We start from the raw sequence: 26,130 nt of genomic DNA on the forward strand, positions 1-26,130 counted from the left end.
CGTGGCCATCGTCGTCCCTCCCAAGCTCAACTGGCTGTTCTTCATCCTCATCGGGGAGAAGTTCCTGGAGGCCAACGAGGACCACGCCTACGACACCAGCCAGTCGTTCGACCAGCTCCGCCAGCATGTCGGCGCGCTCAAGTCACGGGCGAAACAAGCGGTACTGGCCGTGGGAGAGGGCCTCCCCAAGGGCACCGCCGACCAGTTCATCGGGGCGATCAACCAAGTCCTGCCCTATCTCGACCAGTTCGAGGCCGACCTGGACAAGGTGACCAAGAACCAGGTCAACATCGCCATGCAGATCCGCGAGGCGAAGTGGAACATCATCGCCGAGCTCATCCGCCTGTTCATCGAACTCGCGATCCTCGCGGTGATGTCCTTCTTCACCGGCGGCGCCAGCGCGAGTGAGGCGGCGGTGGCACGGGCCCGCAGCCGTGTGTTCATCTTGGAGGTGCTGCTCGAACTCTCGCGCCGCACGCACCTGTTGCCCAGCTTCCTGGAGGCCGCCGAGGAGGCCTTCATGACGCTCGCGGTCCGGCTGGCCATGATGACGGGCGCCCCCAAGGGGCAACGGCCGAAGTCGATCGACTGGGGCGACATCGGTCTCAGCGCCGCGTTCGGCGCCGTCGCGGGGTTCCTCGCGCCGATCTTCGCGAAGACGATGAAGAACGTCACGAACAACCTCAAGAACATCGGTGACCTGGGGAAGAAGTTCGACGACATCAACCTGGTCGGGCCGAAGGCACCGAAGCCGAACCCCACCGACCTGAACCTGAAGAACAGGCCGAAGCCCGGTCCGACGCCGGGACCCGGGACCCACGTCCCCAAGACGACCCCCACTGTCACCCCGCATGTGACGCCGACACCCCACGGTGACGAGAGCTTCTCCGCCAAGGCGCTTGACCAGAGCGGTGAGTTCATCGCGGACGGCGCGTCGGAGACGCTGGCCGAGTCCCTCGTGATGGGCGCGTTCTTCGGGGACTTCACGCCGAGCTGGCAGACGTTCGTCGGGTCGGGCCTGAGCGAGCGGTTCGAGGCGGGGGCCGAGCACGCGGTCACCAACAGCGCCGACTGGCTCAAGAACTTCGGCAACCCGCCGACGATCTCCACATCGGTCCCCGACACCGGCACCGGAGACGCCGACACCGTCGGTCCGAACACCGGCCCGGGCAGGAGCGGCGGCACCAAGTCCGTTGCGGGAAGCGGCCCGCACACGCCCGTGGTCGCGGGTCCGGACTCGGACACCCACTTCGGCACGGACGCCGACACATCGACGAAGGTGCCCCCGCTCAGCGACCTCGACCCGCCGCCCCATACGTCCGTCCCGGTCATTCCGCCGGTGGCGGTGTCTTCAACGCCCGTCATTCCGCCAGTGGTCGGGGCGCCCGCGCCGCCCGTCGTGACGCACGGCAGCACCGACACAGGCCATGACACCGAACCCCTAGCGCGGAACGGCGACTTGGACTCTCCGGAGGCGGAGCCGGCCCTGAGTCCCGTGACCCCCGCCGTCGGGACCACCGTCCCACCCGCAGTCACCCACAACGACGTTCCTGCACAGGGGAGTTCGAGCAACGACACGGGCGGCGGCAGTCCAGCCCCGCACCCTGTCCAAGCCCCGACTCCGACCCGCACCCCGACCACGGACACCGGCACGGGAACGGGCACCGGCACCGGCAAGGGAAAGGCCGTGGCTCCACCGACACCGGACGCCACAGACCCAGCCCCAGACCCAGTCCCCGCCCCCGTCACCCACCCCGCTCCGCTCGCAGGCGCGGCCCACGACGCCCATGCCGACGCCGTTCGGTCGCTGCAGCATGCGGTCGACACCGCCGAACGGCTCCGCGTGCGGGTCGAAACCGGCGAGGGGGCAAGCCGCGACATCACCGCGCTGCACGACGCGGACAACACGGTGCGGCAGGCCCAGGCGGACCTCTCGCGGACCGAGACGCGGCTGCGTGAGCTGGGCGAGGTGCCGCGTTCCCACGCCGACGCCGCCCTGGACCTCGGCTCCGACTCGTCGGCGCAGCCCTCCGCCATTGTCCCCGTGGTGGACCGCTCCGACGCCCAACGGCACTGGATCGCCTCGCAGTTGACCGAGGACGACCTGCCCCAGGACTTCTCCGCCGCCGGCCTCCCGGCCGGCGACGCAGACGTGGACGTAGCCGCCCTGTCCTCCACCGGAACGGTCCTCACCGTCGAGCAGCAGACCCAGGCGGTCATGGGGAGCGGCAGACTGTCGCTGCTGGAGACCGGACTCACGCCCTTGCAGCAGGCCAAGGCGCTGATGCTGCAGCCCGGTCCGTGGTCCGGGCACCTCGACACCGCCGCCGCCACGGCCAGCAGGCGTCTGTGGAACGACGCGTTCTCGGACTTCGCGCTGGCCACGCCCGGAGTGGCTCCGGACACCGCACGGCAGTCGTGGGACACCGCCACCGTGCTCGTGCTGCCCCTGGAACTGCACCCCGTGCTCGCGGACTCGCGGCACGCGATCGAGTCGTACCGAAGCGCCGTACGTCAGGTCGCCGACGTGCTGGCCGCGGGCGGGACGCGTGCGGAGGCGATCGCGCGCGCCGACGGTCTCCGCAGGGGCCTCGGGCTGCCGCAGCGGCTGCGGGGCGGTGCCCCCAAGCCCGAGGAGACCTCCGACGTTCCGCAGCCCGTGGTCACCGTGAGCGGCGGGACACCCCTCGTCGCGACGACATCCACCACGAGTGATTCGACGACCACGATCACGGAGGTGCCGTTCGACGGGCTGCTCAACTCCGCGGGCGACAGGCCGACTTCAGAACCTCCTCGCGGTCCGGACGACTCCCCGGAGAAGCCCCGTCGACAGCGCCCGCCCCGCAAGAGCGCCCCGCCGAACCGCCGTACCCCCCTGCTCGAAGCCATCGACGAGGACACCGAGGCCAAGTTCACCGCCCCGCCGGTCAAGAAGCCCGCCGCGCCGGGGCCGACCTGGGTGGTGCACGACCTGGACTCCCGTCGGCCGCCGCGCGTCGACCTCGACCTGCCGCCCGCGCCGTACAGCGGCGGCGGACCCGCGTCGTTCACCGACGGTGCCAGACTGCCCGTCTACATGGGCGGCATCGGCGAGTTGCTACGCGGCCTGCCGCGCAACCTGCTGCGCCGGTCCTACGCCCTCGGCCAGGGGGACCGCGTCCTGCGCGGCGCCGACCGCGTCGTCGAGCAGCTCGACCTCAACCTCCGCCAGCCGCCCGGCGTCCGCCCCCGTCCCGCGCGCCCCGGCGGCAACCGCGCCGGTGACGGGCTCCTCGACGACGTACGGCACTCCCTCGTGCACAACCCGAGCGGCTTCTTCGGCGACGGGCAGCAGTTCAACTACCGCACGGTGGACGGCAAGTCGCGGGTTCTGACGGTCACGGCCCGCCCGTACGGGCAGTGGGAGAGGTTCACCTTCGGCTACGCCAACCCCGTGAAGATCGACACGATGCAGCGCAACACCGCCCTCACCGGCCGGGTCGCGGTGAACAGCACGGCGGGGTCCCTCGCGCCCACCGCGCCGCTCGGACCGGTGAAGACGCTGTTCGCGCCCTGGGGACGGGTCTTCGCGCAGTTCTCCTGGACCAAGCGGGTCGAGTACAACATGCAGAACCTCGTCGTGAACCAGAACGAGACCCGCACGACCGACGGCTCGCACGCCCATCTCGACGACGTCTGGTACGAGTTCAGGGTCACCGATCCGGCCGGACGCCCCGTGGACCGGACCGGCAAGGCGATCAGGCCCACGTCCGGCACGCGTGGTCAGGTCGCCTTCGGGTTCGCCGTCAGGGACGGGCTGTTCGTGCGCATCGCCGACAGCCTCACCCGGCCCAAGCCCCCCGCCGACCGGCTCCCGCCGCGGATGCGGCTCGACCGCGGCTCCAACTACCGCATGATGAACACGGAGAGCTTCGGCCCCGTCGCACACATCCGGGACTGGGCGCTCCAACAGGTCGGCACGGACACGGACAGCATGGCCGGCAAGCAGATCAACTCGTTCTTCTCCACCGACGGGTTCCACCGCATGAGCCGGGTCATGGCGGCCGGGACGGTCACGTCGCCGCCGTTGTTCAAGGACGACGCGGGGCGCGAACCGCTCGGTGTCTTCTCGGTCCGGGTGCAGCCCGGCGAGGCCGTCCTCATCAGCGAGACCACCGCCGCCGAACTCCGGGACATCTCCCAGACGACGGTCCGCAACGAGCGGACCACCGGCAGATCCTCGGGCGTCGACATCGGCGGTGCCCTCGGACCGGCCTTCCAACTCCTCGGCATCGACCAGGGCAAGTTCGACCTGCGGCTGCTCGCCGGTCTCAACTTCCGCTACGGCGCTTCCCGCAACCGCGCCTCCGTCACGGGCGGAACCGGCGCCGTGAAGTCGGCCGGGCAGGCCAAGGGCGATCCCACGGGCCTCTACCTGGTCCAGAAGACCGTCACCGTCACCGCACCCCCCGACACCAAGGCACCGCTGCCCGACCGCAGGCGCGACGACGCGAGTTCGACACCCGGCAAGCTGCGCAAGAACCCCCCGCGGATCTGGAGCGAGGCACCGCGCACCCGTACGTTCCAGACCTGGGCCGTGGAACGACTCACCCGCACCGAGGCACGCCGCCTCGCGGGGGAGGCGAGCCCCGCGCCCGGCACCCCGCCCAGGGTGCCGCCGTACCTCACCCAGGACGCGCCGCCCACCCTCGGCATGAGCAGGGTCGAGGAGTTCACGTTCGCCGACGGCTCCTACGTACGGGACATCGACGGCGAGGACCGCACGTTCCTCGACCACTTCGGCGACCAGGTCCTCGACGAGGTCGCGCGCGCCTACCCCGACCTTGTCGCGCCCCTGTCCGAACTCGATCCCGCGAATCCCCGCTGGCGCAACGCCGACCACTTCCAGATGGCGGTCTCCAACACCCTGGAGGTGCTCAACACCCTCGCCTTCCACAGCATGGCGGGGAACCTGGAGACGATGATGACCACGGGGCTGCGGATCTCCCTGGTCGACTCCCGCCGCGCCACCCGCGCGCACCGGTACGTGTGGGTGGACGCCGCCCTCACCGACCGCCGTTTCGAGGGCACGCAGAAGGATCTGCGGCTGCGGTTCAGCGCACCCGGCAGCGAGAACCTCGGCGGGCGGCAGAACAGCGCGCGCGGCGCGCACATCGGCGCGGAGGGGCTGCTGTCGCTGCGGGACGCGGCGACCGACAGCGCGGGCGGCCCGCTGCACGCGGGCACCGGTTCGCTCGGCGTGCGCTGGGGCGGCCGTAGCGACTCGGAGAGCGGCTACGGGGCCGCCGTCACGCACGAGGCCATGTCGATCGGCACCAAGGGCACCCATCTGTACAGCTACGAGGTCACCCTGACCGCGCGGCGCGGCGGCTTCCGCCGGTTCCGCGGCCTGCTGCGGGGTGTCCTCTTCCTCAACCTGCTGGGAACGCGGCCGTTCGTCTTCACCGAGCGGGAGAAGAACCTCATCGGCCCGGTCGGTGCGCCGGCGCCCGGCCCGGCCGCCAAGGGACCCTCCGTCGGACGGGTGCTGCTCGGCGTGCCCGTCGAGCACACGCCCGCCCGGGACACCTCACGCCCGCACCACCCCCTGCACGGTGTACCCCTCGCGACCACCGGGCAGGCCGCCCGGGACCTGGCGCTCGCCACCCGAGGCCTGTTCGAGCGGGCCGGCCGCCGGGGTCGCGAGGAGTACCGGCGCCACCCGTACCTGACCCTCGCGGTCGTCGCGGACCCCGCCCTCGGCCGGGCCGCCGAGGACGTCCTCAAGGAGTCGTCGGGCAACTCCTGGATGCTGACGAACCAGGGAGCCCCCGTCCACGACGCGGCGCTGCGCGTGTTCCAGAGCCAGTTCCTGACCGCGAACTTCGACCAGTCGTCCGCCCCGACCGGCTGGCGCGCCTCCGGGCTGTGGGCGAAGGCCCCCTACCTGGACCGCTCCTCGGTCCTCGCCCACCGCAGCCGCCTGCGCCCCGGGAGCCTCACCGCCGTGACGGGCGCCATCCCGATCGAGGCGGAGACGACCGTCGGCGGTGCCACCCAGGCCTCGGGACGCCACACCAGCACCAGCACGCTGTTCTTCGGCGGCCAGCTCGTCTACCTCCACTCGCACGACACCGGCACCGGGACCACTGGCAACTACGGTCTCGTCGCCAGCCCCTACCGCCTCGACAAGTCCCGCTTCCGGGCCGTCTCCCGGACCGCGCTCGCCGAGATCAACCGCAAGGACCAGGGCCGGCAGGTACTCGTCACCGCCGACGTCGACCACGAGATCGCCGCGACCTCCACCCTCGTCGGTGAACGCGCGACGGGCGTACGGCGCCTGCCCCGCTGGCTCGCCGGCGCGTCCGGGCGGCGGGTCCTCGTCAACGACGGCTGGGTCGGGCACGTTCCGGAGAAGAGCGCCTACCGGATGGGCCTGCTCCGGGACCGCTGGGGCGACGTACCGCTCTACACCCGGCGCCGGTGGTCGCCCCAACCCTGGCTCCTGGACAACCCGTTCGGCAGTTTCCCGCTCACCGCGCTCGACACCGCGGCCGTACTCAACGATTTCGACCGGCAGTTGAGGCCGCTCGGACTGACGTCCAGCGACCGGGACACGGTGCATCGGCTGATGTCCGAACGCGTCGTGCGCGCCCTCGGCAAGGAGATGACCGGCGGCAGTTCCTCCGTGCCCGCCCGCGTGGGCCGTTGGGGCTCGTCCACCGCCAACCTGTGGATCGGCAGCCGCAAGGTGCGGGCGCGCGCCGAGCTGATCCCGGTGAAGGTGCCCGTCGACAGGCCCGCACCGGACGGCAGCGGCTTCGGCGGCCTCGGCCACAGCGTGGAGTTCGAGGAGCACCGGCACGCCGTGGAGACCACGCAGGAGGGCCGCGGCCGCGCGTCCGGCGCCAGCGTCGGCACCACCGTCGCCCAGGGCGCGCACACCGGCAACGACACCGTGCGGATGGCCGGACCGACGTACGCGGAGGTCGGCTCCACCCAGCAGACCGCCGCCCAGAACCAGTCCGAGGGCACCGTACGGATCGCCACCGCGACGACGACCCAGGGACACGCCGAGTACGTCACCCGCTACCGGATGCGGCTCACCCTGGAGGTCACCGACACCCGCGAACCCAAGACCGGCACCGGCGCCTCCGCCTGGGTGAAGCGGGCCGCGCACCGCACCTGGCGAGGGGTCTCCGGCCGGCGCCTGCTGCGCGTCAGCTCCGAGGGCGATGTCGGGGAACTCGTCGAGCACTACCCGCTCAGCCTCATGCGCCCCGACCCCGTCGACCCCGCCGCCGAACGGGACGACCCACTGGCCCCGGCCCCCCTCGACGCCCCCGGACCCTCCCGCCGCGTCGCACCGCCCGCCACGACCGGCCCCGGCGGCTGGCTCGACACGCTCCACCCCGACGACAGCATGAAGCCGTTCACCATGCCGCCGGACGGCTTCAAGGTCCGCAGGATCGTCGGCGTCGACCAGCTCCACACCGCCAACTCCCTTGTCCTCGCCTCCGCCTACGACACGTCCTTCCCGCTCACCGACACGGCCGACGACGACCTGATCGCCCGCGCCGAGGACACCCCGCTCACCCGCGCAGGCACCGGGCCCGCCCAGAACCTGGAGGACGCCACCGGCAACGGCGCCCTCAGCGCCTTCTACGACCGCACCCTCGACCCCGGCGGCTACGAGGTGGCCGGCCTGACCGAACGCGGCTTCTTCGGCGGCGCGGACGCCGACCTCCGGCTGTACTCGCGCCCCCAGTTCCGGCAGGCCCGGCTGCTCGCCGTCACCGACGGCATGAAGCACGAGGCACCCAAGCGGCATGTGCAGGGCGGTGGCGCGAGTGCCGGGCGCGTCGGGCAGACCGAGTCGTCGCTCGGCGGCGGTCCCGCCACGTCGTCCTCCGCCACCGGCACCAACCAGATGGGCGCCTCCGGACCGGGTGACGTCTCGACCGAGTCCGACACCCTCGCCTCGGCCGGCGACCGCCTCGCATCGGTGAACGTCAAGCCGAACACCACCCGCACGTTCCTGTTCGCCATCCCCACGACCTGGCTGAGCGTCGCCGCGGTCCACCACCACGTCAAGGACTCCGCGCCGGTGCGGGCGATGCGCAGCCCGTTCGGCAACCCGCAGCGCGCCCCGCAGGCACGCGAGACCGAGACCACCGTCCTGGCCTGGGTCCGCGAGGACGTCGCCCGTGAACTGGGCCTCGTAGCCGACGACGGATTCCCGCCGGTGGCGGCCAAAGCGTGGGACGCGGTCACCAAGGCCGACAAGGAGTGGACGGCCGCCGACAAGAAGTACTGGGAGCTGCGCCGTGACGAGGGTCCGCGCCGCGAGACCACGCTCACGGACGCCGAGAACCTGCTGACCACCCTCACCGCACGCGACCCCGAGACCCTGCCCCAGGTGATCGCCGCACGGGGCGAACTCGCCCGCCTGGAACAGGAGAACGACGGCGCGGAACCCGCCCACGACGGCTGGGCGGAACTCCACGACGCGGAACGCGACGCCGCACACGACCGCGTGACGGCCCTGCTGCGGGCGGCCGCCGACGAGGTCACCGCGGCCCGTGCGACCCGCGACACGGCACGCGACCAACTGGACGCCCTTACAGCGGAGTTGGGCGAGCGACGTGCCTTCGCGGAGGCGCTCGCCGACGAGTACGCGCGCGTCCGGGAAGCCGCCGACCGCCTGACCCGCTGGCACCAGCTCGCGGCCACACCTGCGGGACGCGCCCAGCTCGGCGCCACCCCGGAACCGGACGAGGTCGTCTTCCGGGCCCCGGCGGCACCGGGCACCGCGAAGGGACCGGTGACGGAGAAGAAGACCACCGAGACGACTGACAAGAAGGACGGCGACAAGAAGGACGGTGGGGAGCGGGACGAGGCGGCGGGCGACGCCGAACTGCGCCCCGCGTTCAGCCGTCCGCCGTGGGAGACGGCCGGAACCCTGGACCCGTCGCTGCGCCGGTTCGACGCGGCCCAGGACCACCGCACCCTGACCGCCACCGATCCCGACGGCCAGAGCTGGGTCTACGACCTGCACGAACCGGACGGTGACGGCAACGGGTTCTTCACGGCGATCCTCGGTGTCGCGGATCGCGGCGGCCCGACGGCGGTGTCGGAAGCCCGACGTGCCGCACTGGCCGGCCGCGTGGCCAGGAGCATCGACATGCCCCCGGACGTGACGCTCGACCCTCAAGCAGTCTTCCGTACGGCCGAGTTGACCAGCAGGCTCGGCGAGCACTTCCGGCGCGACCCCGCCCTGTCCGGCACCGTCGAGGAGAACGGCGGCCGGCTGCCCGACACCCTGCTCTCCGCACTGACCCCCGCCCAGCGGCAGAGTCTCGTACGGCTGCACGTACAGCGCGCCCGCCGTTGGGACGACGCGACGGCGGACCTCGCCGCGGACCTGGCGGCGCGTTCCCTCGGAGTGGACATCACGGTCGTGGGGGAGGACGGCAGTTACCGGTTCTTCCCGGGCTCCGCCGATCCCACGGCCGGCCCGCTCCGGCAGGTGACCGTCTACCGGCGCGGTGACAGCTACCTGTCGGCCCGTCCCCGGACTGCAACACCCGTACCGGCGCCGCCCGTTCGGGGCACGGAACCGCCGGGGGACAAGGACGCCGACGACACGAAGGCCAAGGAGACGAAGACCAAGGAGGCGAAGGCCAAGGAGACGAAGGCCAAGGGCAAGCCCGACTCGGACGCACAAGGCAAGTCCGCTGGCGACAAGCAGCCGCCGCCCGCCCGGACCGTCCTCGTGGACGGCCGGCAGATGACCCTCCAGAACGTGGCTCCCGACGGCAACTGCCTGTTCACCGCCATCATCGCCGGCCTCGGAGCCCAGCACCCCGGCCACACCGTGCGGGGCAGAACCGTCGACACGATGACGGTCGCCGACCTGCGGAACGACACCGCCGACTGGTACAGGACGTCCGCTGCCGCCCACCAGCACGCGGCGCGGGACCCGTTGGACACGATCGTCCACGACAGGTACCCGGACCTGAGCAGCCTGCAGCCCCTGCTCGCCCTGCTGGGCCCGCGCAGGCAATTCCCGCTGACTGCTACGCAACAGGCGGGCATTCAGGCCCAGTTGAAGGACGAAGGGCTGGAGAACGCCACGGGTCCCGAGGCGGACGCCCGACGGCACACGCTGACCGGACGGGCGCACGCGAACAACGTGCGCCAACTGGTCCTGCGGACCCTGCACGGCCCAGCCACGGCGAGGTCGCGGGCCCTGTGGCGGGAGATCCGCGACCACCTGCCGACCGCCGTGCCCGCCACCCCGTCCCAGACCGCCACCCTGGGGGAGCATGGGCTGGTCGACCGCGCGATCCGCTCGGCCGACCTGTGGCACACGCCCTTCTATGACGAGGTACCCCTGCTGCTCACCCAGTCGCTGGGCATCGACCTCGTCGTAGTCCAGCCCGACGGCCACGGCGGATCCCTGATGCACCGCCTCTCCGAGGACGCCAACGGGCCTACGGTGTACGTCAGTTACAACGGCATCGACCACTACGAGACGTTGCTGCCCACGGCGCCGCAGCACGGTCCGAGCGGTGACCTCACCGCCGGTTTCGGCGACCCCGTGATGCCGAAGCGGGTCAAGGACGAGGAGCGCGACGACGAGGGCGACGTACGGGCGAACCCGCTGTGGATCCCCCTCGACGAGGTGGATCCCGACCTGCTGATCACCGGCAACCGCGACGCGGTGTGGCTGTACACGGTGACCGACGACGGCCGTGTCCTGCTCGGCAGCGAGGCACCTTCGCGGGTGATGGCGCAGGACCGGTTCGACGCGCTGCTCGCCGGCGTCCGCACCCGGCGCCCCGAGGTGACGGCGAAGTCGCTGCGGGCGGAGATCGACGGCCTCGGACACACCGGCATCGCCGCCGTGTTCGACGAAGGCGGTCGTACGCGGCCCGGCGCGAGCCGGGTGTCGGGCGAGTTCCGCTGGAGCGAGAGCCTGCGGACGTGGACCGTGAACGACAAGTCCGGCCGCTACATGAGCAAGTCGGTACGGCCGGACATCGACCCCGCGGTCGCGGCCGGCTGGCTGGACAACGTCGCCGGACTCTTCACCGACCGCCTCGGCGTCCACGTCGCCCCGGACCAGGTGAAGTCGAGCGCCACGAAGGCACCCGAGTCGAAGGCCGGAGAAACCGGCAACCGGTCCGCTTCCGTTCCTGTGACGCTACGTCAGCCCGCGGACGGCGGCGACTGGTTGCCGGCCGCGCTGGTCGACGCCCTGAGGAAGACGGGGTCGGACCCGTTCGGCCGACCGGGGCTCGGCGGTCTTCTCGGGGGACCGGATCCGTCCGACGCGCTGCACCGCTGGACCGAGTTCCGGCTCGCGGCCCCGGACGCCGCAGCACGCGCGCCCCGCCTGGCCGCCGCCGACTGGGCGGGTCCGGCGCACACGATGGTGTCGCTCGACGACCTCGCCGCGGTGGGCGAGACCCCGACCCCCGACCAGGCCGCGTTCGCCGCGCTGACCGGCGCGCTCCCGCTCGGCGACCTCACCCTGACGCTCGCGCAGCGCTACCGGCTGCTGCGCCGCTGGGCGGACCGCGACGACCTCCTCACCGAGACCGCCGCGGACACCGCCGCCCGCGACCTGGGAATCGTCCTGACACTGATCACGGACGACGGGACGGCACACCGCTTCGAACCGTGAGGGCGGCCCCGCCCCGACGCGGAGACCACCACGGACTCCCCGGGTCTCGCCGTGCTGACCGGCACCCCGGCTGCTCACCGAACCCGGCCGTGCCGCCGGGTTCCGCCGAGAGATCCGTACCGATACCGGGAATCAGGCCGCGACGAGCTCCCGCTCGCGGTCCGGGGTCTTGACCTTGGGCTTCTTGTTCGGCAGCGAGAGCCGGAAGACCTTGTGCCACGCGGAGAACACCTGCTTGGGCAGCGGCCCGGTGACGTACTCCAGCTCGTACTTCTCGAACAGCGCGCGCACCTTCACCGCGACCTCGGCGTACCGGTTGCTCGGCAGGTCGGGGAAGAGGTGGTGCTCGATCTGGTGGGACAGGTTGCCGGTCATGAAGTGCATGGCCTTGCTGCCGCTGATGTTCGCCGAGCCCATCATCTGGCGCAGGTACCACTGGCCGCGCGTCTCGCCGTTGATCGACCGGCGCTCGAAGACCTGCACGCCCTCGGGGAAGTGCCCGCACATGATCACCGAGTGGGTCCAGACGTTGCGGACCAGGTTCGCGGTGAACGTGGCGGCGAGCGTGGGGAGGAAGGACGGGCCCGAGAGCAGCGGATGGATCACGTAGTCCTTGAGGACCTGCTTGCGGATCTTGCGGCCCACGGCCCTGGCCCGCTCGCGGAACTCCGGGTTCTTGCGGCGGCGCTTCTGCAGGTTCTTGCCGAGCTCCAGGTCGTACGCCGCGATGCCGTACTCGAAGAAGCAGGCGTTGAGGAAGTTCCACAGCGGCTGGCCGAGGTGGAACGGGTGCCACCGCTGGTCCTCGTCGACGCGCATGATGCCGTAGCCGAGGTCGTTGTCCTTGCCGATCACGTTCGTGTACGTGTGGTGCAGCTCGTTGTGCGAGTGCTTCCACTGCTCGGACGGCGAGACGTGGTCCCACTCCCAGGTGGTGGAGTGGATCTTCGGGTCCCGCATCCAGTCCCACTGGCCGTGCAGGATGTTGTGGCCGATCTCCATGTTGTCCATGATCTTCGCCACGGACAGACCGGCGGTGCCGACCAGCCACGCGGGCGGGAAGAGCGAGAACAACAGCACGCCCCTGCTGACCAGTTCGAGCCTGCGCTGCGCCGAGATGACCTTGCGGATGTAGGCGGCGTCCTTCTCGCCGCGGCCGGCGATCACCTCGTCGCGGATCGCGTCCAGCTCGCGGCCGAGCTCCTCGATCTGCTCCGCGGTCAGGTGGGCGGTGGGGTCGGTGGCGGTCAAGGTGCTCCTACCGTTCGATGTCGCAGGGGCCCGCGGCGGCGGACACGCAGGTCTGGATGAGGACGCCCGGCTCGGCCTCGGTGATCTCGCCGGTGCGCAGGTCGCGGACGGCGCCCGCCTTGAGCGGCGTGACGCAGCCGAAGCAGATGCCCATGCGGCACCCGGAGGGCATGAGCACGCCGGCCTCCTCGCCGACGTCCAGCAACGGCGTGGCGCCGTCCGCGTCGACGGTCTTGCCGGTGGAGCTGAACGTGACCTCGCCGCCGTCGCCGGCGACGACGATGCTCGGGCGGAAGCGTTCGGTGTGCAGGCGCTCTTGTACGGCGTGCTCGGCCCAGTGCTCTTCGGCGGCGTCGAGCAGGCCCGCGGGCCCGCAGGCCCAGGTCTCGCGCTCGGCCCAGTCGGGCACGAGTTCGTCGAGACGGGCGATGTCGAGCTTGCCGTCCGTGTCGGTGTGCACCTCGGCGAGCCGCAGCTTCTTGTCCGCGACCAGGTCGTGCAGGTCGCTGCGGAAGATCACGTCCTGCGGCCGTGGCGCGCAGTGGACCATGACGACGTCGTCGAACTCGGTGTCGCGCAGCATGCCCATCACGGGCGTGATGCCGCTGCCGGCCGTCAGGTAGAGCACCTTGGCGGGCTTGGCCTGCGGCAGCACGAAGTCACCGGTCGCCTGGTCGAGTTGGATCAGCGTGCCCGGTTTCGCTCTGCGGACCAGGTGGTTGCTGACCTTGCCGTCCTCGATCGCCTTCACGGTGATCGTGAGGCGGCCGTCCCGACGGTTCGTCGGCGAGGTGATGGAGTAGGCACGCCACAGGCGCACCCCGTCGACGTCGACCCCGATCCGCACGTACTGACCGGCTGTGTGGCCGCGCCAGCCCCGTCCCGGTCTGATCACGATGGTCGCGGCGTCCCCCGTCTCGGGGTGCACGGCCTCGATGCGTCCCCGCAGGTCGGCGCCCGCGCGCAGCGGGCTGACCAGGTCGAGGTAGTCCGACGGCAGCAGCGGTGTCGTGACCATCTCCAGCATTTTCCACGCCCTGCTGCGGAGGGCTGCACTCGTCATGGCTCCAGCTTGCTGCGCCTCAAGGCGTAAAGTCCTGACCGCAGGACGTAAATCTGGTCCGCCGAATTGTTCGCAGGGAACAAAACATGAGCCATGCAGTCCGGAGGGCCAGCGAACTGGCCCTGGACGAGACGACGGTCACCGCGCTTCGGGCCGTGCTGAGGACCACCGCCGACGAGGTCGTCGAGGCGATCATCGACGAGGTCCCTCCCTACGCCAACGCCCTTGCGGGCCGCATGGGCGCCACCATCCGCCGGGCCGTGCGCACCGCCCTGGGGCACTACCTGGACCTCGCGAGCGGGAACGCCACAGGCGGCGACGCCGGTGACGCGGCCTACGAGCTGGGCCGCGGTGAGGTGCGCGACGGGCGTTCGATGGACGCCCTGCTCAGCGCCTACCGCGTCGGCGCCCGCGTGGCCTGGCGAGGCCTGGCGGCGGGTGCCGTACCGGCGGGTCTGCCCGCCGCCGAGGTCGCCAAGTTCGCCGAGCTGACCTTCGCCTACATCGACGAGCTCTCCGCCGCGAGCGCCGCGGGCCACGCCGACGAACTGGCCGCCCGGGGCAGGGACCAGGAACGCCACCTGGAACACCTGGCCCGCGACCTCCTCGCCGGCGCGAGCCCGGACGTGCTGCTGGCCTCCGCCCAACGGGCCGGGTGGCAGCCTCCGGTCGCGCTGACCGCGGTCCTGCTGCCCGCCGCCCAGGCCCGGCCCGCCTACCGCGCGCTCGACCCGGGCACCCTCGTCCTCGACGATCTGCCGGACGCCACCGGTGTGCTGCTCGTCCCCGATGCCGACCGATCGCATCTCCTGCGGCAGCTGACCGACCGCACCGCCGTGGCCGGCCCGGCCCGGCCATGGACCCGCGCGTCCGCCTCGTACGCACGAGCCGTACGCGCGCGCTCCCTCTCCGCCGATATCCGCGACACCGAGGACTACCTGCCCGAGCTGGTGCTGAGCGCCGACGCGGACGCGTTCGCAGACCTGCGTGCCCGAGCTCTCGCCCCCCTGCGGGCCTTGCCTGTCGCGACCGCACGGCGGCTGGAGGAGACGCTGCGGGAGTGGCTGCTGCACCAGGGCAGACGGGACGAGGTGGCGGCGGCGTTGTTCGTCCATCCGCAGACGGTCCGGTACCGGATGTCGCAGCTGCGGGAGCTGTTTCCGGATCTCGCATCGCCGCACCGGGTCCTCGAACTGACGCTGGCGGTCGGTCTGCGGGTCGACTGACGCGTACTCGAGCGTCTACGACCGCGCCCCCGAGCGGTCCAGGAACCGTGCCTGGGGGGCTCTCCTGGCAATCCGCGCGAGGGATGATGGGGATGGAATGACGGAATGTGAGGTGAGGAGCTTCTATGGCGACGCGGGTTCACCGACCCCGTGAGGACGCGGAGTTCAATTTCATCCTAGGGATGAGCGGAGTTCCGGTCCTCGCCTACTTCACCGGGACATGGCCCAAGGCCATCGAGCCCTGCCGGGTGATGGACCTCGTCGTGGGTGGCATCGCCGACGACTGCACGGGCCGCCTGACGGTCGTCCGCGCCGACATCACGCGGTGTCCGGCCGCGACCGAGCGGTACGGGATCACCGGAGCCCCGTCCTACGTCCTGCTGAAGGAGGGAGAGGCGGTGGCGCACGGCACGGGGCCCATGACCATCTCCGAGGTGCGGAAGTTCCTGGACGGCCACCTCTGAGAGGCCGCTGCCGCACGTGGCCGCGACGCCCGTCACGTCTCGTCCACTGCGCCACCGCCAGCCCTACTTGGGACGACGGCGGCCGAGAGCGCGCGTGAGTTCACCGACCGGCGCAAGCACGTGTCCGCCATCGCCCGCGCACCACCACACAGCCTCCCGCTCCCGCTCCGAGCCGTGCACGCCGAGGCCATGGCGGGGGCATACCGGCCAGACCTGCCAGGTCCATTCGAGCAGGCTCTCCTGGATCAGGATCGCCAGGCTGGCCAGTGCCGTGCTCGGGTCGTCGCACATGTTCGGCAGGATGGGGCCGCCCCAGTTGAGCTGTTCGCCGTCGGCCAGGCGGACACCGGCTCCCGCCGGAAACCAGTCCTCCAGGATCTCGATCTCCGGTTCGCCCTCGATCCCGCGCGTGGGCAGGTCGCGGGTCACGATCCGAAGCGCGGCGCGCAAGATCTCCAAACGCTCGGGAGCGAGGTCGAAACCGGGATCGAAGTCCGCGTCGTCCAGTATGCGTTGGGCGAGGGCTGCCATCTCGGCCGGCGGCACCTCGGCCGGGTTCCGTTCGACGACCTCCAGGATGGCGTCGGTGCGGTGGAACCAGTCGAACAGTTCGCAGGCGAGGGCGACGACGTCCTGTGGGTTGAGGCTGTCCTCGCGCAGGCCGAGGTAGACCCTTCGCGTCAACTGCTCAATATCCACTTCGTACTTGGTCATGGCGTTGCTCACCGGCCCAGTATCCCGACGCTGTGTGGTCCCCATTCGCTAGTGCTTCTTGGTGGCTCGGTGCACGAAGGCGGGCGGGAGGTTCGCCCACACCACCTTCGAGCGCTCCAACTGGTCGAAGCGGCAGGCGAGTTCGGCGGTGAGGTGGTGGGCGGGCGGTGTCCAGGCCGCGTGCAGATAGGCGAAGGTTGTGAACCGGCCGCCAGGCGTGAGGACTTCGGCCACGGCGTCCAGGATGTGCCCGCGCTGTTCCCGCGGCATGACCGTCCAGGGCAGTCCGGAGACCACCGCGTCGGCTGGTTCGCCGACCGTCGCGGTCAACTCGGCGGCCGAACCCCGTATTACGGTGAGGCGTGGGTCGCGCCGGGTGGCCGACAGCCGTGCCGCGAGCACCGGGTTGAGCTCGATCGCCACGAGTCGTGCGTCGGGTGCGAGCCGGGCGAGGATCGAGTCGGTGAACACCCCGGTTCCCGGGCCGAGTTCGACAACGGTCCGGGCCCGCTCCAGGCCGATGCCCTCGGTCATGGCGTGCGCCAGCCGTCGTGAACTGGCCGCTATGGCACCGGTCATGAGGGGGCGTCTGAGGAACTCGGTGGTCATCGACATGGCGGCCATGGTGGAAACGCCCCGGGTGGCCGCACGTCGTATCCCTGGCCGGTGTCCGTACGACTGGGGGAGGACCCCGTGACGCCCGCCAGGACGATGCCGGCGGGCGGACTCCGGCCGTAGCGTGAGGCGGTGCAACAGCTGATCGAGACCTTGTCCCGCCTGCGGCGCGGATATCCGTGGCTGTCGGACCTGCTGCTGATCGTGCTGGTTGCCGTGCCCCCGGTGATCCGCCCCGAGCCGGGGTGGCGGCCGGTCTGGGTGCAGGCGGGCGTCTACCTGGCCCTGGTGCTGCCCCTGTTGTGGCGCCGCCGTCGGCCGGTGCTCGTCGCGGCCCTGGTGACGGCGGCTTTCTGGGCGCAGTTCCTCGGACAGGTGTGGGGACAGGAACCGGGACGCGGCGCCGTCGCCCTGGCCGCGGTCCTGGCCACCCTCACGGTGCGGGGCTTGCGTATGGCCGCCGCGGCGACAGTGGTGTGTGCCGCCGGCTGTGTTCTGCTGTGGATTCCAGCGTGGCAGCGGGACTACGAGGGCCCGGGCGCCCGGGGGGCCTTGCTCACTCCGCTCGCGGTGGGGCTCCTGTTGGCCGGGGCCTGGGTGTTCGGCGAGTACGTCCGTGCCCGGCGCGCCTACATTGCCGAGTTCGAGCGGCGGGCCGTGCTCGCCGAGTCGGAACACCTCGCCCTGGCCAAGGTCGCCGTCGCCGAGGAGCGGGCGCGCATCGCCCGGGAGATCCACGATGTCCTCGCGCACAGTGTGAGCGTGATGGTGCTGAACGCCGAGGGCGGCAAGCTGATGCGGCAGGTCGACCCCGCCGTCGTCGATCGCACGCTCGGCGTCATCAGCGCGACCGGCCGTGAGGCACTGGGCGAACTACGCCGTTTGCTGGAGGTGCTGCGTACTCCCGACGCGGACGCCGCGATCGGCGACTCCGGCTCCGGTGCGGCCGGCGAACACCTCGCGGCCGATCTGCGGCGGCTGGTCGAACGCCTCAACACGGGCGGCAGGCGCGCCCTGTTGGACCTTCGCGGAGAGCGCGGTGGCCTGCCGGCGGATCTCATGGTGCAGACGTACCGCATCGTGCAGGAGGCACTCACCAACGTGGTCAAGCACGCGCCGCCGGACGCCACGGTTCATGTGCGGGTCGACACCGGTAGCCAGGAGCCCGGGCGACTGATCCGCGTCAAGGTGGAGAACTCGGCCGGAGCCGCCGGGCGTCCCGCACCGCTGCTCCCGTCCGGTCGCGGACTAATCGGCATGCGCGAACGTACCGCCCTGTACGGCGGGCGTGTCGACGCCGGGCCCACACCCGAGGGCGGTTACCGGGTCGCCGCGACATTGCGCCCTGCCAGGCCCACCAGGGCGACCCCATGAGTGACCCCGTGAGCGACCCGGCCCCGACTCCGAAGCGCACCGTGTCATCGTCCCGGGTGCTGATCTGCGACGACCAGGAGCTGATCCGGATGGGGCTGCGGATGGTCGTCGACAGCCAGCCCGACCTCACCGTGGTGGGCGAGGCCGCCGATGGCGCCGCGGCGATCGCGGAGGCCGCCGCCCTGAAGCCGGACCTCGTCTTGATGGACGTCCGCATGCCCGGTCTGGACGGCCTCGCAGCGACAGAACACCTCTGCGCACAGCCCGACGGGCCCCTCATACTCGTCGTCACGACCTTCGACCTCGACGAGTACGCCTACGCGGCCCTGCGGGCCGGAGCGAACGGCTTCCTCGTCAAGGACGCCCCCGCCGAGGAGATCCTGGTGACCGTCCGCGCGGTGCTGCGGGGCGAGGTCATGGTGGCGCCGTCGTTGACCCGGCGCCTGGTCGAGCGCTTCATCCTGCACGCCCCCGCGTCCGTGTCCGCCCAGCGTGGCCGCCTGGCGGTCCTCACCGAGCGGGAACGGGACGTCCTTGGGCTGGTGGGCCGGGGCCTGGCCAACGGCGAGATCGCGGGCCGCCTGTTCGTCGGGGAGACGACCGTGAAGACCCACCTCGGCCGGATCCTGACCAAGCTCGGCCTCCGGGACCGTGTCCACGCGGTGATCTTCGCCTACGAGAGCGGGCTGGTACGGGTCGGGGACTGAGCGGTGACGGACATCCCGTGCGCTGACGCACTGCTGACAGTGAGCACTCCGGTATCCAGATCGTCATCGACCAGGATGCCGTCGTAGATCGTCGCGAGTTCGTCGATCAGCTGGAGATCCCGGCATCGAGTCCTGCGCCGCCGGGCGGCAGGGGGTGCGTTCGGGGACGTGTGGGATGACGGCATCGATGCCGGGCCGCGCATCCCGCTGAGGCGAGCGACAGCCGGCCGTGTGGCTGCCGGGAGTTCGCCGATGTGCGTTCCCGTGGTGCGGAAGTCGGTGGAGATGCCGCAAGAACATGACGGATCATCAGGTCCGTCGGTTCTTGCGGCATCGGGAACGAATCACTCACTCACGGCAGGCTCAGCTGAAGACGAAGGGGCTGGGCGACTGCGCGGCGCTCGACGTACAGGTGACGGAGATGCCGAAGATGACCATCTTCAGCGAGCCCTTGTAGAAGTCCAGGCTGTCGCCGACAGCCACGGTGCCGGGAAGCGGGCCGACGGTGACGGCGCCGCCTGCGGGTATGGCCGGGTTCACGGTGCCGCTGAACACCCGGTTGGCACCGGTGGAGTTGGTCATGGTGAGCGTGGAGCTGATGGAGTTTGCCGACAGGGCGAGCGGCGTGGTGATGGCGGAGGAATTGAGGGTGATGGTGGCTGAAGTACTGCTGACCTGGGTCGCGGTCAGCGTGGCCGTGCCGCCGCCGAAGATGCCGCAGGCGGCGGTGATGGTGGCGGAGCTCGGAGTGACCGCGGCGGACGCGGAGGGCGCGAAGGCCAGCGTCGTGGCGGCGATGACTCCAGCCGTGAGTGCCGCACCTGTGGTTAATCGCTTCATGGGGATCGTGGTCCCTTCCCGGTGGTGGGAGTGCCATGTGTGGGATGGAGACCCCGGGCCGAGTGGGTGCGGGCACACTGCGGGGGATCGAATCTGACGGTCCGTCGGAACTTGCGATCCCCATTGATACGCGAGCGACAAGGAACGGCATAGTTGAAATCCGGCCGACTGCGTACGCGGGGTTGCGGACCGGATCGGCGACGGGGGTTGCCCGGTGCGCCGAGGGTCTGCGGGACCGGTGCGCACGGCGGGGCGGTCGCGTGGCCTGTGTGGGATCGTGCGTCCCTGCCCCGAACCAGCCGTCCTGTCACTGGAGTTGGAGTTCCGGGCCGCTGACGTCGCGCCCCCGCTCCGCCTGAAGTCGGTGGCGCCCTGTCGGTCCAGCAGGGCCACGCCGGTGGGGTAGCCCGCGATCCGGCCGCCCCGGCCCTCACGGGGGCCACTTCGTGATTCATCGGATGAATGTGTTGACGTAGCAGTGGATCGCGCATAGAACATGTGCGGTTCGACCGGTGAGGACAAGGCAAGTTTCCGCTGGCCACTCTGAGGAGCCGTTCGATGTGCGCGAGATTGATCAGATGTCTGCTGCCTTTACTGCTTCTCCTTGGGCTGGCGACGGGAACGTCGCCCACGGTGGCCGCGCCCGCATCCGCATCCGCGGCCCCGACGGACGTGGCCACCCCCATCCCGCCCACACCGCCCATGGGCTGGAGCAGTTGGAGCGCACTGCGCGAAGGCAGCGGCCTGACCCAGGACGGGATCAAGGCCCAGGCGCGGGTCATGCACGACAAGCTGCGGCGCTACGGCTACCGCTACATCAACATCGACGCCGGCTGGTCCGACCACCTGGACGCCTACGGGCGAAACGCCTGGGACACCGCCCGATTCCCCGATGGCATCCCCGCCCTCGCCGCGTATCTGCACCGCCTGGGGCTCAAGTTCGGCATCTACCTCACGCCGGGCATCCCGATCGAGGCGTATCAGAAGAACCTGCCGGTCGAGGGCACCGCGTACCACATGCAGGACATCGCGGACCCGACACAGCCCGGCAACACCCACAACGACTCCTACCGCATCGACTTCAGCAAGCCTGGAGCGGAGGAGTACGTGCAGAGCTACGCCGACCTGTTCGCCTCCTGGGGCGTCGACTACATCAAGATGGACTTCGTCGGCCCCGGCGGCGGCCTCGTCCCCGCCGACAACCGCCCCGAGATGCGGGTGTGGCACCAGGCGATCGTCGCCACCGGTCGTCCGATGCACCTGGAGCTCTCCAACTCGCTCAGCATCGCCGACGCCGCCACCTGGCAGGCCACCAGCAACGGCTGGCGCACCGGCGGCGACATCGAGTGCTATTGCAGCGTCAACGGATCCAGTACCCCGTTGACCAGCTGGCAGCGGACGTCGGCCCGGTTCGACCAGGTCGCGGCCTGGCAGCCGTTCGGCGGCTCCGGCGCGTTCAACGACTACGACTCGATCGAGGTCGGCAACGGCAGCGACGGCGGGCTGACCCCCGACGAGCGGCAGACGCAGCTGAGCCTGTGGTCGCTGGCCTCCTCCCCACTGCTCCTGGGCACTGACCTGACCAGGCTCGACGCCGCCGATCTGAAGCTGCTGGCGAATCGTGACGTGATCGCCGTGGACCAGGACACCGTCAACGCCACTCGGGTGAGCAGGAGCGCGACCGCGCAGGTCTTCGCGAAAACGGAGCCGAACGGCGATGTGATCCTGGGGCTGTTCAACACCGGGTCCGTCGCACAGACCGTCTCCATCGCCGCGGTCACGGCCGGCCTGCCCGCGTCCTCCTCGTACCGCCTCGACAACCTGTGGACGCACGAGGTCACCCGGTCCTCCGGCGCCACCGTCGCCGCCTCGGTCCCCGTGCACGGCGCGGCACTGTTCCGGGTACGTCCGTGGGCCGCGGGCAAGGCGCCGGGGCGCCCGCAGACCGGCCTCACCGTGACCGCCCCCGGCACCCTGGAGACCGGTCAACAGACCACCGCCAACGCGGACTTCACCAACTGGGGCACCGCCGTCGCGACCGGTGTCCACGTGGCCCTGCCCGTCCCGAAGGGCTGGACAGCCACCCCCGTCTCGCCCACCGCCTTCGCCTCCGTCGCGCCCGGCGCGACCGTCCGCGCCACCTACCGGGTTACTCCACCGGCGTCCATCACCGAGCTCTTCCCGACGGTCCGGCTCGACGCCGTCGCCCACTTCCGCTGGAACACCGGCACGGGCACCGGGGCACGGGTCACCGGCTCGGCCGCCGGACACACGTCCGTGCTGCTCGGCGAGTCCGTTCGGGCCCCGTTCCGCACCTTCTCCTCCTCGCCGGAGCCCGCGAACTTCTCACAGGTCGGCTCCGCCCTCGGCATTCGCGCGGCCGGCGCCGACGTCTACGGACCGAAGAACGAATACGGCTCGCTCTACGTCCCCGGCGCGGAGCACGACGGCTCCGTCACGACGGTTCGTGTCACCTGGCAGCGGTACCAGAGCTCCGGGGCCAAGACCGGAATCATGGTGCGCAACGACATCACCGCCGCGAGTAACTCGCCCGGCTTCGTGACGGTGGGCGTGAGCGCGAAGAAGGGCTACTTCATGCAGTGGGACACCGACGGCGACGGGCGGCTCGACGCAGGCACCGCACCCAACGGCTCCGGCGTCGGCAAGCCCGTCCTGCCCAGTTGGATCCGGCTGGTCCGCTCTGGCACCACCTTCACCGGCTACTACTCCACCGACAGCACCAACTGGACCCAGCTGAGTACGGCGAACGTTCCCTCCGCCGCCCCTACCCAGGACGTTGGCCTCTTCGGCACCGCTGCCAGCCCGGGCTACCCGAGCGAAGACGATTTCACCGACTTCACGACCAGTGGTTGACGGTCTGTAGGTGGGTGTCCTTTCCGGTGGGGGAGTGGAGCTTCGTCGCCTGCGGCCCGGCGTCATCGAGGTGCAGCTGGTCACGGGATCCGTCTGAACGGGATTGCCGTGGATGGCCTCCACGACGATCAGGCTCGGGCGTGTGATCACCGTCCAGGGCGAGGAACGAGGTCTGCAAGGCGGAGCGGTGATACGCCGCCGAGCCCGAGTCGTGGGGCGTGTACAGGCTGCCCAGCAGGTTGGTGTCCGTACTCGCAGGATCGCGCCGGCCGCACGCGGGATGCGCGGTGAAGAACGCGAACTCAGGTAGCCGCAATACATCGGATGAGTCAAGAACGTAGGGCGGGATTGCTGATGTACGTACGTCTTCCCAAATAGCGGAAAATAGCCGTTAGTTCGGCGTGGATGGCTATCGGTCGAGGTCATTGACAGGCACTCAGGGTATGCCTAGGTTCCTCGATACACCCGATGTATCAATGACCGTCAGCTCTGGAGGACGATGATGACCTCGCAGTCGGAGAACCACTCGCCGCTGCCCCGCAGAGTCTTACTCGGCACCGCGCTGGGAGGAGCCGCGGCCGCGGCCCTGCCCGGTGGGACGGCCCACGCCGACGAGCCTGTACGGGCGGAGGGGGCGGCCGACGTCGTGCCGGCGGCCCGGGCCGGCAGGAGCCCCTGGAGACTCCGCGACACCATGCGTGCCGACGGTGCCTGGGAAGAATTTCTGCGGGGCCAGGATCTGTTGTGGAGCAGACTGCCCACGCTCTGGTACGAGGGGCCGTTCCTGGGGGACGGCCTGCTCGGCAGCATGGTGTACCAGGAGCCGGGAGCCAACAAGCTCCGCTTCACCATCCAGCACGGCCGGGTCCAGGACCATCGCCCCGAGTTCGGCAGCGGCTGGGGCACCTGTCGCCTGCCGGTCGGCCACCTCACCCTCGAACCGGTCGGCACCATCACCTCCGTCGACTGGCGGCTGAGCCTGTGGAACGCCGAGCTCACCGGTACCGTCACCACCACCTCCGGCACGCTCACCCTCTCCGCTCTCATCCACGACGAGGTCTTCGCCGCCCGCGTGACGGCCGGCGGCGATGAACGGGTCACCTGGACGTTCCACCCCGAGGAAGCGCTCAGCCCCCGGCGCATCAGCGAAGCTCCGCCCGCGGGCTACACCGTCAACCCGCCCTGGACCACCCGGACTTCCGCCGACGGCACCGAGCAGGTGCTCCAGCCCCTCACCGGCGGACAGACTGCCACCGCCTACCGCCGCACCGGCCACGACCTGCTGCTCAGCGTCGGACACAGCTCGCCCTCCGAAACCGCCGCCGCAGCCGCTTCGCTGCGCAATCTCCGGCGCGCGGCCTCGTACACCGCCCTCAGACGACGGCACACGCAGTGGTGGCATGCGTTCTACCGCAAGAGCTTCGTCTCGTTCCCCGACCAGCGCCTGCAGAGTTTCCACTGGATCCAGCTCTACAAGGTCGCCTCCGCCAGCCGCGCCGGCGGCCCCGTCATGGCCACCTCCGGGCCGTGGCTGGAGCCCACGCCCTGGCCCGCGGTGTGGTGGAACCTCAACGTCCAGTTGGAGTACTGGCTCATCCACGGCTTCAACCACCCGGAGTTGGACGCGCTCGCCACCACGCTGCGCCAGAACCAGGAACAGCTCGCCGCCAACGTGCCCACCGCCTACCGGGCCGACAGCTCCGGCATCGGCCGCAGCTCCGACATGTTCGCCAACCGCGAAGTGGGCCGACCGGGAACAGGCGCCGAGACCGGCGACCTCACCTGGGCACTGCACAACGTGTGGCTGTCCTACCGGCACTCCATGGACAAGGCACTGCTGCGCGACACGATCTATCCCGTACTGCGCCGCGCGCTCAACTACTACCTGCACTTCCTCACCCCGGGCAGCGACGGCAGACTCCACCTGCCCAGCACGCTCTCGCCCGAATACCCCGTCGTGCCGCCACAGGACACGAACTACGACCTGGCCCTGATCCGATGGGGCTGCCAGACCCTGATCGAGTCCGCCCAACTGCTCGCAGTCGACGACGAGTTGATCCCGCGCTGGCAGGAGGCGCTGGCCAGGCTCACGCCGTACCCGGTCGACGACAACGGCTTCATGATCGGCGCCGACACCCCGTACGCGCAGTCCCACCGGCACTACTCGCACCTGCTGATGGTGTACCCGCTGCACCTCGTGAACTGGGACCAGCCCGCCAGCCGCGACCTGATCACGAAGTCGGTCACCCACTGGCACGCGCTGACCGGCGCCCACCGGGGCTACAGCTACACCGGCGCCGCCTCCATGTACGCGATGACCGGCGACGGAGACACCGCGATCACGTACCTGCGGAAGTTCTTCGATCCCACCACGCGCTACCCGTGCCGTGCCAACACGCACTACACCGAGGCCGGCCCGGTCATCGAGACTCCGCTGTCCGCCTCGCAGTCCCTGCACGACATGTTCTGCCAGAGCTGGGGCGGCGTGATCCGCGTCTTCCCGGCCGTCCCCTCCTCCTGGCCGGACGTGACCCTGCACGACTTCCGCACCCAGGGCGCCTTCCTGGTCAGCGCCGTCCGCAAGGCCGGGGTGACCCGATTCATCAGGATCAGAAGCCTGGCGGGCGAGCCGCTCAAGCTCCGGCACGGTCTCACCGGAACCCTCACCGTGCTCCTGGACGACGGCACCCCCGCCCACACCCACGACCTGGGCAACGGCACCCTCGCCATCGACCTTCCCCGGGGGCGTGAGGTCCTGGTCCACTCCGGCTCCCGTCCCGATCTCGTCATAGCGCCCGTCGCCGTCAGCGAATCGGGACCGGCGTGGGGCCTGCCGTAGCGAAGCAGGAGGACGTGGCCGTGTCGTCGAGTGTCGGGTGGCCCGCTTGGCCGGCCTCGGATTCGGCGACACGCTTGTCTCGCATCGCTGATGAGGGCCTGTGCTGCGCCCCTGAGCGGCCCGGCAGAACGGTGCGTCAAACGATGCCTTCTCCTTCATCGGAGCGCGAGAAAATGAGAGTGGAGGAACGGTGAGCGACCCTTTCCTTCGCCGTGCTGTCGTTGCCCTTGTCGCCGCAAGCAGTTAAGAGATCCCGCGGGTAAGGGTGCCGTCGCGAGTGCCGCGATACCGCCGCCCGGACCAGCGGAAGCTCTTGGAGATCGAGCGATGATCGGCGAAGGCGGTTTGCCGTCGGGGGAGCTGAGCAGTACTCACGCGCACGGCCGAGAATTGACAGTGAGCTCTTTCAGCGTTGCCGCTCCAGGGTGAGGACGGCGGCGGCGATTGACGTCATTCGATTCGGGCTGCACCGGGATCTGCGGAAGATGCGCC

The 26,130-nt window shown here is 70.6% G+C and carries 12 protein-coding genes and 1 pseudogene; 7 read left to right on the plus strand and 6 right to left on the minus strand.

Features of this window, described 5'->3' with window-relative positions; genetic code table 11:
• The first annotated feature begins 1 nt into the window (after position 1).
• Positions 2-11,671, plus strand: a complete 11,670-nt coding sequence (locus OO69_RS15110; protein WP_033281104.1) for a hypothetical protein — start codon at positions 2-4, stop codon at positions 11,669-11,671.
• Between the two features lie 132 nt (positions 11,672-11,803).
• On the opposite strand, the gene OO69_RS15115 is transcribed toward OO69_RS15110, so the two are convergent.
• The gene (locus OO69_RS15115) at positions 11,804-12,922 is read right to left on the minus strand and encodes a fatty acid desaturase family protein (RefSeq protein WP_033281105.1); all 1,119 of its coding nucleotides are present in this window, start codon (positions 12,920-12,922) and stop codon (positions 11,804-11,806) included.
• Between the two features lie 7 nt (positions 12,923-12,929).
• Positions 12,930-13,985: a ferredoxin reductase gene (locus OO69_RS15120; protein ID WP_033281106.1), complete on the minus strand. Its 1,056-nt coding sequence runs from the start codon at positions 13,983-13,985 to the stop codon at positions 12,930-12,932.
• Positions 13,986-14,071: 86 nt separating this feature from the next.
• Here OO69_RS15120 and OO69_RS15125 point away from each other — a divergent pair, with 86 nt between their 5' ends.
• Complete coding sequence (locus OO69_RS15125) at positions 14,072-15,211, plus strand: PucR family transcriptional regulator (RefSeq protein ID WP_033281107.1); 1,140 nt, start codon at positions 14,072-14,074, stop codon at positions 15,209-15,211.
• A 125-nt stretch (positions 15,212-15,336) separates the two neighbouring features.
• Entirely contained in the window at positions 15,337-15,675 is a 339-nt protein-coding gene (locus tag OO69_RS15130; RefSeq protein ID WP_033281108.1) for a thioredoxin family protein, read from the plus strand.
• 63 nt (positions 15,676-15,738) lie between these two features.
• Here OO69_RS15130 and OO69_RS15135 read toward each other — a convergent pair whose 3' ends face one another.
• Both OO69_RS15135 and OO69_RS15140 read right to left on the minus strand, forming a co-directional pair.
• Positions 15,739-16,401 (minus strand): hypothetical protein, encoded by a 663-nt coding sequence (locus tag OO69_RS15135; protein ID WP_033281109.1) that lies wholly within the window; start codon positions 16,399-16,401, stop codon positions 15,739-15,741.
• Between the two features lie 36 nt (positions 16,402-16,437).
• Entirely contained in the window at positions 16,438-17,004 is a 567-nt protein-coding gene (locus OO69_RS15140; protein WP_033281157.1) for a class I SAM-dependent methyltransferase, read from the minus strand.
• 132 nt (positions 17,005-17,136) lie between these two features.
• On the opposite strand from OO69_RS15140, the gene OO69_RS15145 reads away from it, so the two are divergent.
• Complete coding sequence (locus OO69_RS15145) at positions 17,137-18,378, plus strand: sensor histidine kinase (RefSeq protein ID WP_033281110.1); 1,242 nt, start codon at positions 17,137-17,139, stop codon at positions 18,376-18,378.
• Entirely contained in the window at positions 18,375-19,085 is a 711-nt protein-coding gene (locus tag OO69_RS15150) for a response regulator (protein WP_051801026.1), read from the plus strand. Before OO69_RS15145 ends, OO69_RS15150 begins: the two co-directional genes overlap by 4 nt.
• A gap of 363 nt (positions 19,086-19,448) precedes the next feature.
• Here OO69_RS15150 and OO69_RS15155 read toward each other — a convergent pair whose 3' ends face one another.
• On the minus strand, positions 19,449-19,925 hold the full coding sequence (locus OO69_RS15155; RefSeq protein WP_033281111.1) for a hypothetical protein: 477 nt from the start codon (positions 19,923-19,925) through the stop codon (positions 19,449-19,451).
• A gap of 633 nt (positions 19,926-20,558) precedes the next feature.
• On the opposite strand from OO69_RS15155, the gene OO69_RS49420 reads away from it, so the two are divergent.
• Together OO69_RS49420 and OO69_RS15165 are read left to right on the plus strand one after the other, a co-directional pair.
• Entirely contained in the window at positions 20,559-22,799 is a 2,241-nt protein-coding gene (locus OO69_RS49420) for an NEW3 domain-containing protein (protein ID WP_158713394.1), read from the plus strand.
• 502 nt (positions 22,800-23,301) lie between these two features.
• Positions 23,302-25,638, plus strand: coding sequence for a glycosyl hydrolase family 95 catalytic domain-containing protein (locus tag OO69_RS15165; RefSeq protein ID WP_051801028.1), 2,337 nt, complete (start codon positions 23,302-23,304; stop codon positions 25,636-25,638).
• Positions 25,639-26,044: 406 nt separating this feature from the next.
• Here the strand turns inward: OO69_RS15165 and OO69_RS51325 are convergent.
• Positions 26,045-26,130 (minus strand): annotated as a pseudogene (locus OO69_RS51325) (IS5/IS1182 family transposase); the annotation flags it as partial.

The organism is Streptomyces sp. NRRL F-525 (assembly GCF_000716605.1).
GTDB lineage: Bacteria > Actinomycetota > Actinomycetes > Streptomycetales > Streptomycetaceae > Streptomyces.

What these genes read in the sequence shown, in the direction of transcription:
- OO69_RS15120 (WP_033281106.1), bottom strand. Translation starts at nt 13,985, where the DNA reads ATGACGAGTGCAGCCCTCCGCAGCAGGGCGTGGAAAATGCTGGAGATG.
- OO69_RS15125 (WP_033281107.1), top strand. Translation starts at nt 14,072, where the DNA reads ATGAGCCATGCAGTCCGGAGGGCCAGCGAACTGGCCCTGGACGAGACG.
- OO69_RS15130 (WP_033281108.1), top strand. Translation starts at nt 15,337, where the DNA reads ATGGCGACGCGGGTTCACCGACCCCGTGAGGACGCGGAGTTCAATTTC.
- OO69_RS15140 (WP_033281157.1), bottom strand. Translation starts at nt 17,004, where the DNA reads ATGTCGATGACCACCGAGTTCCTCAGACGCCCCCTCATGACCGGTGCC.
- OO69_RS15150 (WP_051801026.1), top strand. Translation starts at nt 18,375, where the DNA reads ATGAGTGACCCCGTGAGCGACCCGGCCCCGACTCCGAAGCGCACCGTG.
- OO69_RS15155 (WP_033281111.1), bottom strand. Translation starts at nt 19,925, where the DNA reads ATGAAGCGATTAACCACAGGTGCGGCACTCACGGCTGGAGTCATCGCC.
- OO69_RS15165 (WP_051801028.1), top strand. Translation starts at nt 23,302, where the DNA reads ATGACCTCGCAGTCGGAGAACCACTCGCCGCTGCCCCGCAGAGTCTTA.